The 15,003-nt window shown below is 63.1% G+C and carries 17 protein-coding genes; 8 read left to right on the forward strand and 9 right to left on the reverse strand.

Going from position 1 to position 15,003, the window contains the following annotated elements:
• The first annotated feature begins 42 nt into the window (after positions 1–42).
• Positions 43–1,095 (forward strand): alpha/beta fold hydrolase, encoded by a 1,053-nt coding sequence (locus AFIC_RS01425; protein WP_275247419.1) that lies wholly within the window; start codon positions 43–45, stop codon positions 1,093–1,095.
• An 82-nt stretch (positions 1,096–1,177) separates the two neighbouring features.
• On the opposite strand, the gene AFIC_RS01430 is transcribed toward AFIC_RS01425, so the two are convergent.
• The 4 genes from AFIC_RS01430 to sdhC are packed head-to-tail and all read right to left on the reverse strand — an operon-like array spanning position 1,178 to position 4,622.
• The gene (locus tag AFIC_RS01430; protein WP_275247420.1) at positions 1,178–1,960 is read right to left on the reverse strand and encodes a succinate dehydrogenase iron-sulfur subunit; all 783 of its coding nucleotides are present in this window, start codon (positions 1,958–1,960) and stop codon (positions 1,178–1,180) included.
• Between the two features lie 47 nt (positions 1,961–2,007).
• Complete coding sequence (gene sdhA, locus AFIC_RS01435) at positions 2,008–3,819, reverse strand: succinate dehydrogenase flavoprotein subunit (RefSeq protein ID WP_275247421.1); 1,812 nt, start codon at positions 3,817–3,819, stop codon at positions 2,008–2,010.
• Between the two features lie 3 nt (positions 3,820–3,822).
• Positions 3,823–4,230: a succinate dehydrogenase, hydrophobic membrane anchor protein gene (gene sdhD, locus AFIC_RS01440; RefSeq protein ID WP_275247422.1), complete on the reverse strand. Its 408-nt coding sequence runs from the start codon at positions 4,228–4,230 to the stop codon at positions 3,823–3,825.
• Complete coding sequence (sdhC, locus tag AFIC_RS01445; RefSeq protein WP_275247423.1) at positions 4,227–4,622, reverse strand: succinate dehydrogenase, cytochrome b556 subunit; 396 nt, start codon at positions 4,620–4,622, stop codon at positions 4,227–4,229. Before sdhC ends, sdhD begins: the two co-directional genes overlap by 4 nt.
• A gap of 294 nt (positions 4,623–4,916) precedes the next feature.
• On the opposite strand from sdhC, the gene AFIC_RS01450 reads away from it, so the two are divergent.
• Positions 4,917–5,147: a hypothetical protein gene (locus AFIC_RS01450; protein WP_275247424.1), complete on the forward strand. Its 231-nt coding sequence runs from the start codon at positions 4,917–4,919 to the stop codon at positions 5,145–5,147.
• An 81-nt stretch (positions 5,148–5,228) separates the two neighbouring features.
• Here the strand turns inward: AFIC_RS01450 and AFIC_RS01455 are convergent, their stop codons facing one another.
• Both AFIC_RS01455 and AFIC_RS01460 read right to left on the reverse strand, forming a co-directional pair.
• Complete coding sequence (locus AFIC_RS01455; RefSeq protein WP_275247425.1) at positions 5,229–6,758, reverse strand: malonate--CoA ligase; 1,530 nt, start codon at positions 6,756–6,758, stop codon at positions 5,229–5,231.
• A 90-nt stretch (positions 6,759–6,848) separates the two neighbouring features.
• Entirely contained in the window at positions 6,849–8,045 is a 1,197-nt protein-coding gene (locus tag AFIC_RS01460; protein WP_275247426.1) for a YbfB/YjiJ family MFS transporter, read from the reverse strand.
• Between the two features lie 125 nt (positions 8,046–8,170).
• Between AFIC_RS01460 and leuB the strand changes: the two genes are divergently transcribed.
• The gene (leuB, locus tag AFIC_RS01465; protein ID WP_275247427.1) at positions 8,171–9,283 is read left to right on the forward strand and encodes a 3-isopropylmalate dehydrogenase; all 1,113 of its coding nucleotides are present in this window, start codon (positions 8,171–8,173) and stop codon (positions 9,281–9,283) included.
• Positions 9,284–9,356: 73 nt separating this feature from the next.
• Here leuB and AFIC_RS01470 read toward each other — a convergent pair whose 3' ends face one another.
• Positions 9,357–9,728, reverse strand: a complete 372-nt coding sequence (locus AFIC_RS01470; RefSeq protein WP_275247428.1) for a hypothetical protein — start codon at positions 9,726–9,728, stop codon at positions 9,357–9,359.
• A gap of 305 nt (positions 9,729–10,033) precedes the next feature.
• Between AFIC_RS01470 and AFIC_RS01475 the strand changes: the two genes are divergently transcribed.
• Positions 10,034–11,068: an aspartate-semialdehyde dehydrogenase gene (locus AFIC_RS01475; protein WP_275247429.1), complete on the forward strand. Its 1,035-nt coding sequence runs from the start codon at positions 10,034–10,036 to the stop codon at positions 11,066–11,068.
• Positions 11,069–11,131: 63 nt separating this feature from the next.
• Here the strand turns inward: AFIC_RS01475 and AFIC_RS01480 are convergent, their stop codons facing one another.
• Positions 11,132–11,821: a carbonic anhydrase gene (locus AFIC_RS01480; RefSeq protein ID WP_275247430.1), complete on the reverse strand. Its 690-nt coding sequence runs from the start codon at positions 11,819–11,821 to the stop codon at positions 11,132–11,134.
• Positions 11,822–11,936: 115 nt separating this feature from the next.
• On the opposite strand from AFIC_RS01480, the gene AFIC_RS01485 reads away from it, so the two are divergent.
• Entirely contained in the window at positions 11,937–12,821 is an 885-nt protein-coding gene (locus AFIC_RS01485) for an HpcH/HpaI aldolase/citrate lyase family protein (RefSeq protein WP_275247431.1), read from the forward strand.
• Positions 12,822–12,959: 138 nt separating this feature from the next.
• Here AFIC_RS01485 and leuD read toward each other — a convergent pair whose 3' ends face one another.
• Positions 12,960–13,565, reverse strand: a complete 606-nt coding sequence (gene leuD, locus AFIC_RS01490) for a 3-isopropylmalate dehydratase small subunit (protein ID WP_275247432.1) — start codon at positions 13,563–13,565, stop codon at positions 12,960–12,962.
• A 218-nt stretch (positions 13,566–13,783) separates the two neighbouring features.
• Between leuD and AFIC_RS01495 the strand changes: the two genes are divergently transcribed.
• The 3 genes from AFIC_RS01495 to AFIC_RS01505 all read left to right on the forward strand — a co-directional run bounded on the left by AFIC_RS01495 (position 13,784) and on the right by AFIC_RS01505 (position 14,943).
• Positions 13,784–14,050, forward strand: coding sequence for a hypothetical protein (locus AFIC_RS01495; RefSeq protein ID WP_420833354.1), 267 nt, complete (start codon positions 13,784–13,786; stop codon positions 14,048–14,050).
• Between the two features lie 202 nt (positions 14,051–14,252).
• A complete protein-coding gene (locus AFIC_RS01500) occupies positions 14,253–14,471 on the forward strand; it encodes a hypothetical protein (RefSeq protein ID WP_275247434.1) in 219 nt (72 codons plus the stop codon).
• Positions 14,472–14,601: 130 nt separating this feature from the next.
• Positions 14,602–14,943, forward strand: a complete 342-nt coding sequence (locus tag AFIC_RS01505) for a hypothetical protein (protein WP_275247435.1) — start codon at positions 14,602–14,604, stop codon at positions 14,941–14,943.
• Positions 14,944–15,003 lie beyond the last annotated feature (60 nt).

The raw sequence follows: 15,003 nt of genomic DNA on the forward strand, positions 1-15,003 counted from the left end.
CCGCCGCTTCCGACATTCCGCTCAAACCTCCGGAAACCTGCCATGTCCGACCCCATCAATGCGAACCGCCGCAACTTTCTCCAGATCGCCTCGACCGGCGCCGCCGCGCTGACCGCCGCGGGATTTGGATTGCTCCACCCCGCCCATGCGCAAGGTGCAGGCACAGCGAGCGCCGCCGCCTCATCGAGCAATGCGGACGCGCTCGCTCCGATCCGCCAGATCAAGGCCGGTGTTCTCGACATCGGCTATTTTGAGGCCGGTCCTGCGAACGGTCCCGTGGTGCTTTTGCTGCACGGCTGGCCCTACGACATTCACAGCTTCATCGACGTGTTGCCAATACTCGTCGCGAAGGGTTACCGCGTCATCGCTCCGCATGCGCGCGGTTACGGCACCACGCAATTCCTCTCCGCCGATACGATGCGTAACGGCCAGCCGGCCGCGCTCGCGGTGGATACCATTGCGCTGATGGACGCGCTCAAGATCGAGCGGGCGCTGGTCGCGGGTTACGATTGGGGCGGACGCACGGCGGGCATTCTCGCCGCGCTCTGGCCGGAACGCGTCAAGGCGCTGGTCGCCGTGTCGGGTTATCTCATCGGTAGCCGCGCGGCGAATGCAAAGCCGCTGCCGCCGAAGGCCGAACTCGCTTGGTGGTACCAGTTCTATTTCTCAACGGAGCGCGGCGCTCTCGGCTATAAGCAATACACTCATGAATTCGCGAAACTGATCTGGCAGTTGGCGTCGCCCCAATGGCGATTCGACGATGCGACTTTCGCGCGCAGCGCGAAGTCGCTCGACAATCCCGATCATGTGGCGATCTCGATCCATAATTATCGCTGGCGGCTGGGCCTTGCCGAGGGCGAGGCGAAATACGACAGCATCGAGAGCCGCCTCGAACAATTGCCAAGCATCGCGGTGCCGACCATCACGATGGAAGGCGACGCCAACGGCGCGCCGCATCCTTCGCCGGACTCCTATGCGAAACGATTCACCGGCAAGTATGCACACCGGCTGGTCACCGGCGGCATCGGCCACAATCTGCCGCAGGAAGCGCCGCAGGCGTTCGCACAGGCGGTGATCGACGCCGACAAGTTCTGATGTGAGACAATCAGCCTGAAAAGAAAAGGCCCGCCGGATTGAGCGGCGGGCCTTTTGATTGGAAGCGGTGGGTTGCGAAAGATTACACCTGCCGCTCGACCATCTTGGCCTTGAGGTCGGCGATGGCCTTCGCGGGATTCAATCCCTTCGGGCAGGCCTTGGTGCAGTTCATGATGGTGTGGCAGCGATAGAGCCGGAACGGGTCTTCCAGATTGTCGAGCCGCGCGCCGGTGGCCTCATCGCGGCTGTCGTTGACCCAGCGGTCGGCTTGCAGCAGCGCGGCGGGACCGAGATAGCGGTCGCTGTTCCACCAGTAGCTCGGGCAGGAGGTCGAGCAGCAGGCGCAGAGGATGCACTCGTAAAGTCCATCGAGCTTGCTGCGCTCCTGGATCGATTGCCGCCATTCCTTCTGTGGCGTCGCGGTGGTGGTGTGCAGCCACGGCTCGATCGACGCATATTGCGCGTAGAAATTGGTGAGGTCGGGAACGAGATCCTTGACGACAGGCTGGTGAGGCAGTGGGCGGATGGTGATCGGTCCGCTCTCGACCTCGCTCGCCGCGCGGGTGCAGGCCAGCGTGTTCTGCCCGTCGATGTTCATCGCGCAGGAGCCGCAGACGCCCTCGCGGCAGGAGCGGCGGAAGGTCAGCGTCGGGTCGATGTGGTTCTTGATCCATATCAGGCCGTCGAGGATCATCGGGCCGCAATCGGCGGTGTTGACGTAATAGGTGTCCATCCGCGGGTTCTGGCCGTCGTCCGGCGACCAGCGGTAGATGTGATATTCGCGCGTTTCGCCAGCACCCTCCGGCTTCGGCCATGTCTTTCCGCCTGTGACGGTGGAGTTTTTTGGCAGCGCGAATTCAACCATGACGTAAAGCCTTTGTCTTTGTCATTCCCTGCGGAGCGGGCAATCGCTCAATACACGCGCGCCTTCGGCGGAATGTACTGAATGTCGTTGGTCATCGTGTAGCTGTGCACCGGGCGGTAATCGATCGTGGTGTTGGCCTTGGGATCGATCCACGCCAGCGTGTGCTTCATCCAGTTCTTGTCGTCGCGCTCGGAGAAATCCTCGCGCGCATGCGCGCCGCGGCTCTCGGTGCGGTTGACGGCGGAATCCATCGTCACCACCGCCTGCACGATGAGATTGTCGAGTTCGAGCGTTTCGATCAGGTCGGTGTTCCAGATCAGCGAGCGGTCGGTGACGCCGATGTCGCTGATGCCGCCGTGAACCTTGTGGATCAGGTCCTTGCCTTCGGCGAGCACGTCGCCGGTGCGGAACACGGCGCAGTTGTTCTGCATCACGCGCTGCATCGAGTCGCGCAGCTTCGCGGTCGGCGTGCCGCCGGAGGCGTTGCGGAAATGGTCGAGGCGGGCGAGCGCCTTGTCGGCAGAATCGGCGGGCAGCTCCGGCTGCTTGCCGTCCGGCGTCAGCTTCTCGGCGCAGCGCAACGCCGCCGCGCGGCCGAACACCACGAGATCGATCAGCGAGTTCGAGCCGAGACGGTTGGCGCCGTGCACCGACACGCAAGCGGCTTCGCCGACCGCCATCAGGCCCTGCACCACCGCGTCGTCGTCGCCCGGCTTCTTCACGACAACCTCGCCGTGGAAATTGGTCGGGATGCCGCCCATGTTGTAGTGCACGGTCGGCAGCACCGGGATCGGCTCGCGGGTGACATCGACGCCGGCGAAAATCTTCGCCGATTCCGAAATGCCCGGCAGCCGCTGATGCAGCACGGCGGGATCGAGATGGTCGAGATGAAGGAAGATGTGGTCCTTCTTCTTGCCGACGCCGCGTCCCTCGCGAATTTCGATCGTCATCGCGCGCGAGACGACGTCGCGCGAGGCGAGATCCTTCGCGGATGGCGCATAGCGCTCCATGAAGCGCTCGCCCTCGGCGTTGACGAGATAGCCGCCTTCGCCGCGCGCGCCTTCGGTGATGAGACAGCCCGCCGGGAAAATGCCGGTCGGATGGAATTGCACGAATTCCATGTCCTGCAATGGCAGGCCCGCGCGCAGCGCCATGCCGCCGCCGTCGCCGGTGCAGGTATGCGCCGAGGTGCAGGACTGGTAGGCGCGGCCGTAGCCGCCGGTGGCGAGAATCGTGGTTTGCGCGCGAAAGCGATGCAGCGTGCCGTCGTCGAGCTTGAGCGCGACCACGCCGCGGCAGACGCCCTGATCGTCCATGATGAGATCGATGGCGAAAAACTCGATGAAGAATTCCGCCGAATGGCGCACCGCCTGACCGTACATCGTGTGGAGCATGGCGTGGCCGGTGCGGTCGGCGGCGGCGCAGGTGCGCTGCGCCTGGCCCTTGCCGAAATCGCGGGTCATGCCGCCGAATGGACGCTGGAAGATCTTGCCGTCTTCTGTGCGCGAGAACGGCACGCCCCAATGTTCAAGCTCATAGACGGCGGCGGGCGCGTTGCGCACCATGTATTCGATGGAGTCCTGATCGCCGAGCCAGTCCGATCCCTTCACGGTATCGTACATGTGCCAGCGCCAGTCGTCGGGATGCATGTTGCCGAGCGAGGCGGAGATGCCGCCTTGCGCGGCGACGGTGTGCGAGCGGGTCGGAAAGACTTTCGTGACGCAGGCGGTGCGAAGACCCGCTTCCGAACAGCCGACCACGGCGCGCAATCCCGCGCCTCCGGCGCCCACCACCACCACGTCGTAGGTGTGATCCTCGATCGGGTAGGCCGGGCCCGCGGCCTTGCCGTTTGCTGTCATGATTTAACTCCCGAACGAGAGCTTGAGGATCGCGAAGATCGACGCAAGCCCGACGGCGAACGAAAAGAAATTGTTGGCGATGATGGCGAGCAGCTTGAGCGCTTCGCCGTGCACGTAATCCTCGATCACGACCTGCACGCCGATCTTCATGTGCAGGCAGCCCGCGACGATGAAGAGCGCGAGCAGGATCGCGACGATCGGCGATCCGAGAAGCTGCGCGGCGGCGGCCTGATCGCGCCCGGTCAGCATCAGCACAACGACCGCGACGGGGATTATCAGGAGCGCCATCGCGAGCGCCGTGACGCGCTGGCGGAAGAAATCGGAAGTGCCAGCATGGGCGGCGCCGAGACGGCGCACATTGGCGAGCGGGGTGCGCATCGAGGCGGATTTGCCGGTGTCACGCGCGCTCATCGGCCGGCTCCGATCATGTAGAAGGCGGTCCACAGCGCGGCGGTGGCGACGATCCCGGCGACGAGCGCGATTTGCGTCAGCCGCTCGCGGGCTTCCGGGCCGAAACCATGCCCGGTGTCCCAGGCGAAGTAGCGCAATCCGCTGAAGGCGTGATGCAAGAGCGACCAGGTGAAGCCGATTTCGATCAGACGGCCGATCCAGCTCGTCGTGAAACTCTGGAGGCAGGCATAGGCGGCGGGGCCGGACGCGGTGGCGATCAGCCACCAGGCCAGCAACAGCGTGCCGGCATAAAGGGCGAGTCCGGTGACGCGGTGGATGATCGACATGATCATCGTCAACGTCCACCGATAGGTCATGAAGGGTGAGAGCGGACGTCCTGTCTGTGCGGCCATCGGTGACTTTTCGAGAAAATGCGGCGAAGGTTTTCTTCGCGCCCGAGGGTTAGAGAATTTCTATTTACGGACAGGAAGGAATGAGCGCAATGCGAAACTATGATAATTGAGAATATTGATTCATTATTTAGTTGTGACGATTAGCTATGTATTTTGTATGCCAGTGCAAACACGCGCTTTATGAAAATGATCAATAATTCATTCTTTGATCTTCCGACGCCTCTGGAGAAGCCTCGATTTGCTCACGGGTCGGTTTTCGGCTAAAGTGCGACAAATTAACGCATTATGTTCTTGATGGCGCTTCCCGAAATCCCGCCCCAGCAGCCCGCCCGCCGGCCCGATCCGGATTTCAAAAAGACCCCGTTCATGGGCATCTTTGGCTTCTCCGCGATCGGATTGTTGCTGTGCCTCATCCTGACGAGGATGCCGATCTCCCGCACCTACATGCCGCTGGAAATTTGCCTGCTCTGTGCCGCCGGTCCGCTGGCGGCATGGCTCGGCTTTTCGCTCGGCGGTGGCGAGTAGCGCTTCCCGGTGTGCAGACCTTCAGGTTCCGCAGACCGGGCATGCCTCATCTGCGGAACTCGCGGCTGATGCGCCGCCCGGCTATTTCGCGCCTGCGTAGAGATTTCCGTAGGTGTCGCGCAGGATGTTCTTCTGCACCTTGCCCATGGTGTTGCGCGGCAGTTCGTCGATGAACAGCACGCGCTTGGGCAATTTGAATTTCGCGAGGCGGCCGTCGAGCGCGCGCAGCACGGCGGCCTCATCCAGCGGCGTCTTCCTGTCGGGCACCACCACGGCGGTAACGCCTTCGCCGAAATCGGCATGCGGCACGCCGATCACCGCGCTCTCGATCACGCCGGGGATGGCGTCGATCTCGCTCTCGATTTCCTTCGGGTAGACGTTGAAGCCGCCCGAGATCACGAGATCCTTGCCGCGCCCGATGATGTGCACATAGCCGCGCGGGTCGATCTTGCCGAGGTCGCCGGTGATGAAGAAGCCGTCGCGGAATTCGGCCTTGGTCTTGTCCGGCATCCGCCAGTAGCCCTGAAACACGTTCGGGCCCTTGACCTCCAGCATGCCGATCTCGTCGCGCGGCAGTTCGCGGCCGGTTTCGGGATCGGTGACGCGCATGGTGACGCCCGGCAGGGGAAAGCCGACCGCGCCCGGCACGCGGTCGCCGTCATACGGGTTCGAGGTGTTCATGTTGGTTTCGGTCATGCCGTAGCGCTCCAGCACGGCATGGCCGGTGCGCGCCGACCATTCGCGATGGGTTTCGGCGAGAAGCGGCGCGGAGCCGGAAATAAACAGCCGCATGTGGGACGCGGCTTCCTTCGTCAGGCGCGGATTCTGCAACAGCCGCACGTAGAAAGTCGGCACGCCCATCAGCACGGTCGCGCGCGGCATCAGGTCGATGATGCGGTCGGTGTCGAGCTTGTTGAGGAAGATCATCGTCGCGCGCGCGACCAGGCAGGTGTTGATCGCCACGAACAGGCCGTGCGTATGATAGATCGGCAGCGCGTGGATCAGCACGTCCTTGTCGGTGAAGCGCCAGTAGTCCACCAGTGTCAGCGCGTTCGATGTGAGATTGTCGTGCGACAGCATCGCGCCCTTGGAGCGGCCGGTGGTGCCGGAGGTGTAGAGGATGGCGGCGAGGTCGCTGCCATCGCGATGGACCGTCGGGAAAGATGTTGCGGACTTTGCCGCGCCCTCGCTGAGCGAACCGCGCCCTTCGCTGTCCAGCGTCTCGACGCGGGCGCCGATGGGTTTGGCGATGCCGGCGATGCCCGCCGCTTTCGCGGGGTCGCAGACGATCAGCGACGGTTCGGCATCTCCGAAAAAATATTCAAGTTCGTTGAGCGTGTAGGCGGTGTTGAGCGGCAGGAAAATCGCGCCAGCGCGCACGGTGGCGAGATAGAGCATCACCGCGGCGACGGATTTCTCGACCTGCACGGCAACGCGGTCGCCGGGCTTCACGCCGCAAGCCTGGAGATGGCTGGCATATTGCGCCGCGCGCTCATCGAGTTCGCGATAGCTGATGGGCGCGTGGCCATCCGGTTCGATCGCCGTCTTGAGAGGGTCCTTCAACCCGTCGAACAGGCGGGCGTAGAGATTGGCGTTGGCGGATGCGGTCATGAGAGAAAGTCCAATAAACAGATGAGAATTCGGCTTTACCAAAGCCGCGCTGCACAATGCAATGCAGACCATCGCATGAAGAAGCGTGCCCTAGCGGGCGCCGTTGCGGCTGAAAGGCAGCGCGCGCTGGAACAGGCTCACCACCGCGCCGAGCGCCAGCGCCGCCGCCGAGACTGCGAGCGCGGACGACAGCGTTCCGGTGAGATCGGTGATCGCGCCGGTGACGAGAGGGCCGAGGATCTGCCCGATGCTGAAGATGATGGTGATGACCGCGATCACGCGCGGCCAGGCGGGCTCGGGATAATTGAATCGCGTGAAGGCGGTGGTCGCGATCGTGGTGGCGAGAAAGCCGTTGCCGAAAATCAGCGCCGACGCGGCAAAGATCCATGGCGAGGAGCCCGCGAGCGGAAGCCCCGCGCCGATCGCGGTGATCCCGATCATCAGCGCCATCGCGAAGCCGCTCTGCCCGCGCGCCATCACGCCGCGCCAGATCCATGGCGCGCTGATGCCGCCCAATCCGATCAGACACCAGAACGCGCTCTGCGCCGCAGCGCCTCCGCCATCGTCGCGGATGTAGGCGATCATGAAGGTGAGATAGGCGATGTAGCCCGCGCCGTAGAGGAAATAGCCCGCGAGATAGGGCAGGATCGGCATCACCGATGAATCCTGTCTGGCCGTTCCGACGCTGACCGGATGCACGCGGATACGCAGCAGCGGCACCGCCATCACCGCCGAGATCGCGGCGAGCACGATCCACACGATCCACCACGAACCGCGTCCGAAGCCTTGCAGCAGGAACGGAGAAATCGATCCCGAAATGATCAGCCCCATCGCCGGGCCGTTGTAGAACAGCCCGATCAATAACGCCGCGCGCATTGGATGCATCTGCGCGATGGAGGCGGCAAGCGCGCCGCCGCAGACCAGCGCGAACGCGCCGCCGATGCCCGAGAGTGTTCGCGCGAACCCGAACGGCACCGGCGCGCCGGAGACCGAGCTTATCGCCAGCGAGACGAGGCACATCGCGATGCCGAGATGGATGGTTTTCAGGAGCCCGATGCGCTTGGCCATCGGAGCGGCCAGCAGCGCTCCGGCGAGATAGCCCGCGGCGTTGATCGTGTTCATCGCGCCGGCGGTGGCATAAGACCAGACCAGCGTGTCGCGCATATCCGGCAGCACCAGCGAATAGGCAAACCGGCAGATGCCGAGGCCGATCGCGGGGCCGAGGGCTAGCGTGAGGACAGCCAGAGCCGGACGGGTTTCGGCGACCGTGGGAGCGCGCGTGGTCATGCAAACCGCTCAGAGAGCCCTGCAAATGCCGGTGTTTGGCCGATGCAGCTTGCAAAAGGCGCAGGGGGAATCTAGCAAGACCGCGACTTCCCATACCCGGCAACCAGCGACAGGACAATTCTACTATGGCACCGCACAAATTATTGCTTCTCCCCGGCGACGGCATCGGCCCCGAGGTGATGGGAGAGGTGAAGCGCCTGATCGACTGGCTGAACGCGCAGGGCATCGCGAGCTTCGAGACCGAGACCGGCCTCGTCGGCGGCTGCGCCTATGATGCGGACAAGGTCGCGATCACCGACGCCACTGTGGCGAAGGCGAAGGCGGCGGACGCCGTTCTGCTCGGCGCGGTCGGCGGCCCGAAATGGGACCCGGTGCCGTTCGATGTGCGCCCCGAAGCGGGCCTGCTGCGGCTGCGCAAGGATCTCGAACTGTTCGCCAATCTGCGCCCGGCGATCTGCTATCCCGCGCTCGCGGATTCATCGAGCCTCAAGCGCGAGATCGTCGAGGGCCTCGACATCATGATCGTGCGCGAACTCACCGGCGGCGTCTATTTCGGCGAGCCGAAGGAGATCACCGATCTCGGCGGCGGCAAGAAGCGCGCTGTCGATACGCAGGTCTATGAGACCTACGAGATCGAGCGCATCGCCGCTGTCGCCTTCGACCTCGCGCGCAAGCGCGGCAACAAGGTGACGTCGATGGAAAAGCGCAACGTCATGAAGAGCGGCCTGTTGTGGAACGAGGTCGTGACCCGCGTGCATGCCGAGAAGTACAAGGACGTGAAGCTCGAGCACCAGCTTGCCGATTCCGGCGGCATGCAGCTTGTGCGCAATCCCAAGCAGTTCGACGTCATCGTCACCGACAACCTGTTCGGCGACGTGCTGTCCGATATCGCGGCGATGCTGACCGGTTCGCTCGGCATGCTGCCGTCGGCCTCGCTCGGCGCGACCGACGCCAAAACCGGCAAACGCAAGGCGCTGTACGAGCCGGTGCACGGTTCGGCCCCCGACATCGCCGGCAAGGGTCTCGCCAATCCGCTGGCGATGCTGGCTTCGTTCGGCATGGCGCTGCGCTATTCGTTCGATATGGGCGCGCTCGCCGACACCATCGAGAAGGCCATTGCGAATGTGCTTGAGAAGGGCATCCGCACCGGCGACATCGCCGCCGCTGGCGCGAAGGGCGTCTCCACCTCGCAGATGGGTGAGGCGGTGCTGAAGGAAGTGCAGGCGCTGCACCGCTGATCGGTTGCATGCGGCTGAAAATAAAAATGCCCGGCGCGAGCCGGGCATTTTCGATTCAGGACTGAGGCTGCGATCAGTACAGCGGGAACGCCGTCGGATAGCCGCCGAGATCGTAATTGTCGGAAAGCGGATTGCGCCCGACATTGGTGCGGTCGATGGTGCGGCCATAGTGATAGCCGGGCGCCAGCGCGTAGTCGGTGAACTTGCGATCGCCGGGCAGCACCTCGGTGCCGCCATCGAGCCACGACCGGCGGGAAATGAAAACGCGGGTGCGGGGGCCTGCGCGATAGGAATAGTTCACGCCACGGCCATCGCGGGACACCACGGTCTGCTTCTTCTTCGGCGCGGCATTCGCCTCGCTGACGCCAACTCCCACAACAGCGGCCACCGCCAGCGTCGCCAGTGCGGCCGCCAAGACGTTGGTGCGCATCATTTTCAAAACCATCGTGCCCTCGCGAATTCCAGAGTTGAGGACAATTTACCTGTTCCGGGGGCGCCGCCACAAGGTGAATTGGGCCACAGTCGGACCGAATAAACGGCGCGGCAGCCGAAAATGTTTCAAAAGGTCAGCAATTTACCGGCAGCGACTCCATGGGTCGGGGAGGGTGCGGTTCGTCCCGTCCCCGATATGACGGCGGCGCGGTGTTCATCTGCATTCATGGCGTTGTATTCACGGCGTTTTTCGCATAGATACCCGGCGTTACCGCCCCGCGCGGACCGCCGGGCGGTACGGTCCTTTGGAGAATCAAAATGGGTTTCAAGGTCGCCTGCGTGGGAGCTACCGGCAATGTGGGCCGGGAAATGCTCAACATCCTGGACGAGCGCGCCTTTCCGGCCGACGAAGTGGTCGCGCTGGCGTCGCGCCGCAGCCAGGGCACCGAAGTGTCGTTCGGCGACCGCACCCTGAAAGTCAAAGCGCTGGAGAACTACGATTTCAGCGACGTCGATATCTGCCTGATGTCGGCGGGCGGCGAGGTGTCCAAGGAATGGTCGCCCAGGATCGCGGCGCAGGGCGCGGTGGTGATCGATAACTCCTCGGCCTGGCGCTACGATTCTGACGTGCCGCTGATCGTGCCGGAAGTGAACGCCGACGCGGCCGCCGGTTTCACCAAGCGCAACATCATCGCCAACCCGAACTGCTCGACCGCGCAACTCGTCGTTGCCTTGAAGCCGCTGCACGATGCCGCGACCATCAAGCGCGTCGTGGTCTCGACCTATCAGTCGGTGTCGGGCGCGGGCAAGGATGCGATGGACGAACTGTTCTCGCAGACCAAGTCGGTCTACACCAACGACGATCTGGTGACGAAGAAGTTTCCGAAGCGCATCGCCTTCAACGTCATCCCGCAGATCGACGTGTTCATGGAGGACGGCTACACCAAGGAAGAATGGAAGATGGTGGCCGAGACCAAGAAGATTCTCGACCCCAAGATCAGGCTGACCGCGACCTGCGTGCGCGTGCCGGTGTTCATCAGCCATTCCGAAGCCGTCAACATCGAGTTCGAAAAGCCGATCACGCCGGATGAGGCGCGCGAGATCCTGCGCAAGGCGCCGGGCTGTCTCGTCATCGACAAGCGCGAGCCGGGCGGATACGCCACGCCGTACGAGGCGGCGGGCGAGGACGCGACCTATATCAGCCGCATCCGCGAGGACGCCACGGTGGAGAACGGTCTGGCGTTCTGGTGCGTGTCGGACAATCTGCGCAAGGGCGCCGCGCTGAACGCGATCCAGATCGCTGAAGTGCTGGTCAACCGCAAGCTGTTGCAGCCCAAGAAAAAGGCCGCCTGAAAGGCAGCCTTCCAATTCTATGTGATGCAAGCCGCCTTCGGGCGGCTTGTTTTGTATGCGGGTTCAGTGTGAAGCCGAATGAGGCCGGGCGTTCTCGTAGCCAAGCGGCAGCGTCTGGGTCACGGTCTGGAATTCGCCGGTGGCGCGGTCGAGAATCGACAAGGACCCGTGCGAGACGCCGAAATAGGCGCCGTGAAGCTGCATCTTGCCGCGCTCGACCTGAATTTTCACGCATGGGAACGTCATCAGATTGTCGAGGCTGGTCGAAACCGCCCGCTTTTCCATGCGCGTGATGTAGTCGGTATCGGACTCACCCGGCTGGCGCGGGGTGGCATCGCGTGTCGGGGTCAACAGCGACATCCACTTGCCGATGAAGTCGCTGGGCGAGAGCGGCGCGGAAGGATGTACCAGCGCCTTGATGCCCCCGCATTGCGCATGGCCGAGCACCACGATGTGCTTGACCTTCAGCACCTGCACCGCGAATTCCAGTGCCGAGGAGACGCCGTGGGCCTCGCCGTCCGGCGCATAGGGCGGAACCAGATTGGCGACGTTGCGCACCACGAACAGTTCGCCCGGCCCCGCGTCGAAAATCACTTCCGGCGACACGCGTGAATCGCAACAGCCGATCACCATGACTTCCGGCGACTGGCCGATGTCGGACAGTTCGTGATAGCGCGACTGTTCCGTTGGCAGACGATGGGCCGCAAATGTGCGGTATCCGGAAATCAGCTGTTTTGGAAATCTCTCAGGCATGGTCACTCCCGCATGATTTCCATTGGCTAACCATGATCCTCCGCACGGAGCAAGGCTTTCCTCCCTCCATTACCGATGATACGCCTCTCCCAGTTATGTGTCTGGAGCAATGCCGATGATCCGCCCGCGTCGCAGCGTTCTGTTCATGCCCGGCTCGAATGCGCGCGCGCTGGAGAAGGCGCGCAGTCTTGCCGCCGACGGCGTCATTTTCGATCTCGAGGATTCGGTCGCGCCGGAGGAAAAACCGAACGCGCGAGGGCAGATCGCACAGGCTTTGGCGCAAGGCGGTTTTGGCGGGCGCGAGCGCGTCATCCGCACCAATGCTGCCGCCTCGCCGTTCTGGCAGGACGACAGCGCGCTTGTAACGCAGGCGCGGCCCGACGCCGTTCTGGTTCCTAAGATCGCCGGACCGGAGGATATCGCGGCCATCGGCGCGCGGCTCGATCAACTGGGAGCCGATCCCGCGATCAGACTGTGGGTGATGATCGAGACGCCGCTTGCGGTGCTGCGTATTGCCGAGATCGCGGCATGCGCCGCTGTCAAAGGTGCGCGGCTCGCGGCGTTCGTGATTGGTCCGAACGACATTTCGCTCGACACCCGGATTCGCATGAAGCCGGGGCGTGCCGGGATGGTGCCGCTGTTTCTGAATTGCGTCGTCGCGGCGCGCAGCTATGGAATTGAAATTCTCGACGGACCTTACAGCGATTTCAGCGATGAAGCGGGCTTTGCTGCGGAATGCGGGCAGGCGCGCGACCTCGGCTTCGACGGCAAGACGCTGATTCATCCTTCGCAGATTGAAATTGCCAATCGTATTTTCAAACCGACAGAAGACGAGCTTGCCGAGGCGCGCGGCATCATCGCGGCGTTCGCGCGGCCGGACGCGGCGGGCAAGGGCGCGATCCGCTATGAGGGCCGCATGGTCGAGCGGCTTCACGCCGAGATGGCGCGGCGGACGCTGGCGATGGCGGATGCGATCGAGAGTTTGGAGCAGGCGGGATAAAGCGTCGTCATTGCGAGGAGCGCAGCGACGAAGCAATCCAGTTCTTTCTTTGGAAATATACTGGATTGCTTCGCTTCGCTCGCAATGACGAATAGGCCGGGACGAGCCCAGCCATGACAGAAGAACTGTCGAAGGAGATTACAGCCACGGTCGCGCGGTTTTCTCGCGAGCCTCGAAGCTGTCGATCGACGCCTTCTTCTGCATGGTCAGGCCGATGTCGTCGAGGCCGTTGAGCAGGCAGTGCTTGCGGAACGGGTCGATCTCGAAATTGATCACGCCGCCGTCGGGCCCGCGAATTTCCTGCTTCTCGAGGTCGATCGTCAGCGTGGCGTTGGCGCCGCGCTCGGCGTCGTCGAACAGCTTGTCCAGTTGCTCGTGGGTGACGCGGATCGGCAGCAGGCCGTTCTTGAACGAGTTGTTGTAGAAGATGTCGCCGAACGAGGTCGAGATCACGCAGCGGATGCCGAAATCGGCGAGCGCCCAGGGCGCATGCTCGCGGCTCGATCCGCAGCCGAAATTGTCACCGGCGACGAGGACCTGGGCGTGGCGATAGGCCGGTTTGTTGAGCACGAAATCCGGGTTCTCGCTGCCGTCGTCCTTGTAGCGCTGCTCCGAGAACAGTCCCTTGCCGAGCCCGGTCCGCTTGATGGTTTTCAGGTACTGCTTGGGGATGATCATGTCGGTGTCGACATTGATGATCTTCAGCGGCGCGGCCACGCTGCTCACAACAGTGAATTTTTCCATCGTCTCAATCCGTTGGGCCCATCAAAGGCAGGCCAATTTGGAACGGTTCTTATCGTGAATGGCGGATTTGGCAAAGGCCCATTGGACGCATGGCTGAATGCGCTGCGAGCGAGGGTTATTGACGCGGGAGGGCCAATCGGAGACGTTCCGGGCTTCCTGAGCGGGGCGGGCGGAAGATGCGGCATTTATTGTTAAGCATGGCGGGGGCGATTTTGCTGGTGACGCTCCAGACGGGCGGGCAGGCGGCCGCCGAACCTGCGCAATCCGGCGCGATGGCTGCGCCCGCCGCCACGCCGAGGGTGGATGAATTTTCCGCGCAGAGCCGGGAGCGCGCGCGGCATCGCAGGCCCCGCCGGGTCCATATCTACACACCGCGCGGGCCGGGGCCGAACTCGGTCAGAATCTGCCATTCCTATTATGAGTACGAATATCGCCTGAGCGGGACGGTGATCGTGCCGCGCGAAAGCTGTCACTGGCAGGGCTGAGACCTGAGGCGTTTTCAGTTGGCCTGCTGTTTTGCAGGCGTCATTTTATGGTCCCGGTTCATTCAGCGGGCATTCAGCGCTCTGCTTTCAGGCTGACCGTGCCTTTCCCGATCGGGAACTCTTGTGGTTCACGCGGGTTATCAGGCGTGAAATTGCGGTCGCCGGATGGCGGCTGTTGCATTGGTCATAGGAGAGCTTGACGATGAAGAAACTTCTCGGACTTCTCGCAGTCGCGGGTCTGATGTTTGTCGCGACCCCGTCGCAACAGGCGAATGCGATGTCGCTTGCGGCACCGGGCACCGCCGCGGCCGCCGATCATGCCGCCGCCGGGACAACGACGGAGGTCCGCTATCGTCGTCATTGGCACCCTCGCCGTCACTGGCATCCTCATCGTCGCCACTGGCGTCATCGCCGCTGGTGATCTTTCAGCGGATCAGCGAACAGGCCCCTCACCGGGCCTGTTTTCGTTTTGGAATGATTGGAGTCGGCATCGGCTCCTGGAACGTGATATCGCTATGACGGGGTGTTGAGGCAGATCGAAGGAGGATTTGATGACATTCAGTCTTCGGACATTGCTCGCCGCCGGAGCGGTGGCGCTGGGGGCCGCACTGGCGGCGCCATCCGCACAGGCCGCCACGTTACAGTCGCAGGGTGCTTCGCAGCAGGCGCATCCCGCCAAGCAGGCGATGACCGATGTCAGCGCGCGGCGCCGTTACCGCCGCTACTACCGTCCGCCGGTCTATTATCGGCCGTACTATAGGCCCTATTACCGGCCGTATTATTACGGGCCGGGTTACTATCGGCCGTATGGCTATTATCGCCCGTACGGCTACTACGGCGGCCCGGGCTATTATGGCTGGGGTCGTGGCGTCGGTTTCAGCTTCGGTTTCTGAAGTTCGCGGACAAACGAACATGCCAAACAAAACGGGCGCTTTCGGCGCCCGTTTTTTATT

The organism is [Pseudomonas] carboxydohydrogena, assembly GCF_029030725.1.
GTDB classification, from domain to species: domain Bacteria; phylum Pseudomonadota; class Alphaproteobacteria; order Rhizobiales; family Xanthobacteraceae; genus Afipia; species Afipia carboxydohydrogena.

Coding starts and splice junctions, on each gene's coding strand:
- leuB (WP_275247427.1), top strand. CDS start 8,171: ATGGCACCGCACAAATTATTGCTTCTCCCCGGCGACGGCATCGGCCCC.
- AFIC_RS01425 (WP_275247419.1), top strand. CDS start 43: ATGTCCGACCCCATCAATGCGAACCGCCGCAACTTTCTCCAGATCGCC.
- sdhD (WP_275247422.1), bottom strand. CDS start 4,230: ATGAGCGCGCGTGACACCGGCAAATCCGCCTCGATGCGCACCCCGCTC.
- AFIC_RS01470 (WP_275247428.1), bottom strand. CDS start 9,728: ATGGTTTTGAAAATGATGCGCACCAACGTCTTGGCGGCCGCACTGGCG.
- AFIC_RS01460 (WP_275247426.1), bottom strand. CDS start 8,045: ATGACCACGCGCGCTCCCACGGTCGCCGAAACCCGTCCGGCTCTGGCT.
- AFIC_RS01475 (WP_275247429.1), top strand. CDS start 10,034: ATGGGTTTCAAGGTCGCCTGCGTGGGAGCTACCGGCAATGTGGGCCGG.
- AFIC_RS01485 (WP_275247431.1), top strand. CDS start 11,937: ATGATCCGCCCGCGTCGCAGCGTTCTGTTCATGCCCGGCTCGAATGCG.
- sdhC (WP_275247423.1), bottom strand. CDS start 4,622: ATGGCCGCACAGACAGGACGTCCGCTCTCACCCTTCATGACCTATCGG.
- AFIC_RS01450 (WP_275247424.1), top strand. CDS start 4,917: ATGGCGCTTCCCGAAATCCCGCCCCAGCAGCCCGCCCGCCGGCCCGAT.
- sdhA (WP_275247421.1), bottom strand. CDS start 3,819: ATGACAGCAAACGGCAAGGCCGCGGGCCCGGCCTACCCGATCGAGGAT.
- AFIC_RS01500 (WP_275247434.1), top strand. CDS start 14,253: ATGAAGAAACTTCTCGGACTTCTCGCAGTCGCGGGTCTGATGTTTGTC.
- leuD (WP_275247432.1), bottom strand. CDS start 13,565: ATGGAAAAATTCACTGTTGTGAGCAGCGTGGCCGCGCCGCTGAAGATC.
- AFIC_RS01505 (WP_275247435.1), top strand. CDS start 14,602: ATGACATTCAGTCTTCGGACATTGCTCGCCGCCGGAGCGGTGGCGCTG.
- AFIC_RS01455 (WP_275247425.1), bottom strand. CDS start 6,758: ATGACCGCATCCGCCAACGCCAATCTCTACGCCCGCCTGTTCGACGGG.
- AFIC_RS01430 (WP_275247420.1), bottom strand. CDS start 1,960: ATGGTTGAATTCGCGCTGCCAAAAAACTCCACCGTCACAGGCGGAAAG.
- AFIC_RS01480 (WP_275247430.1), bottom strand. CDS start 11,821: ATGCCTGAGAGATTTCCAAAACAGCTGATTTCCGGATACCGCACATTT.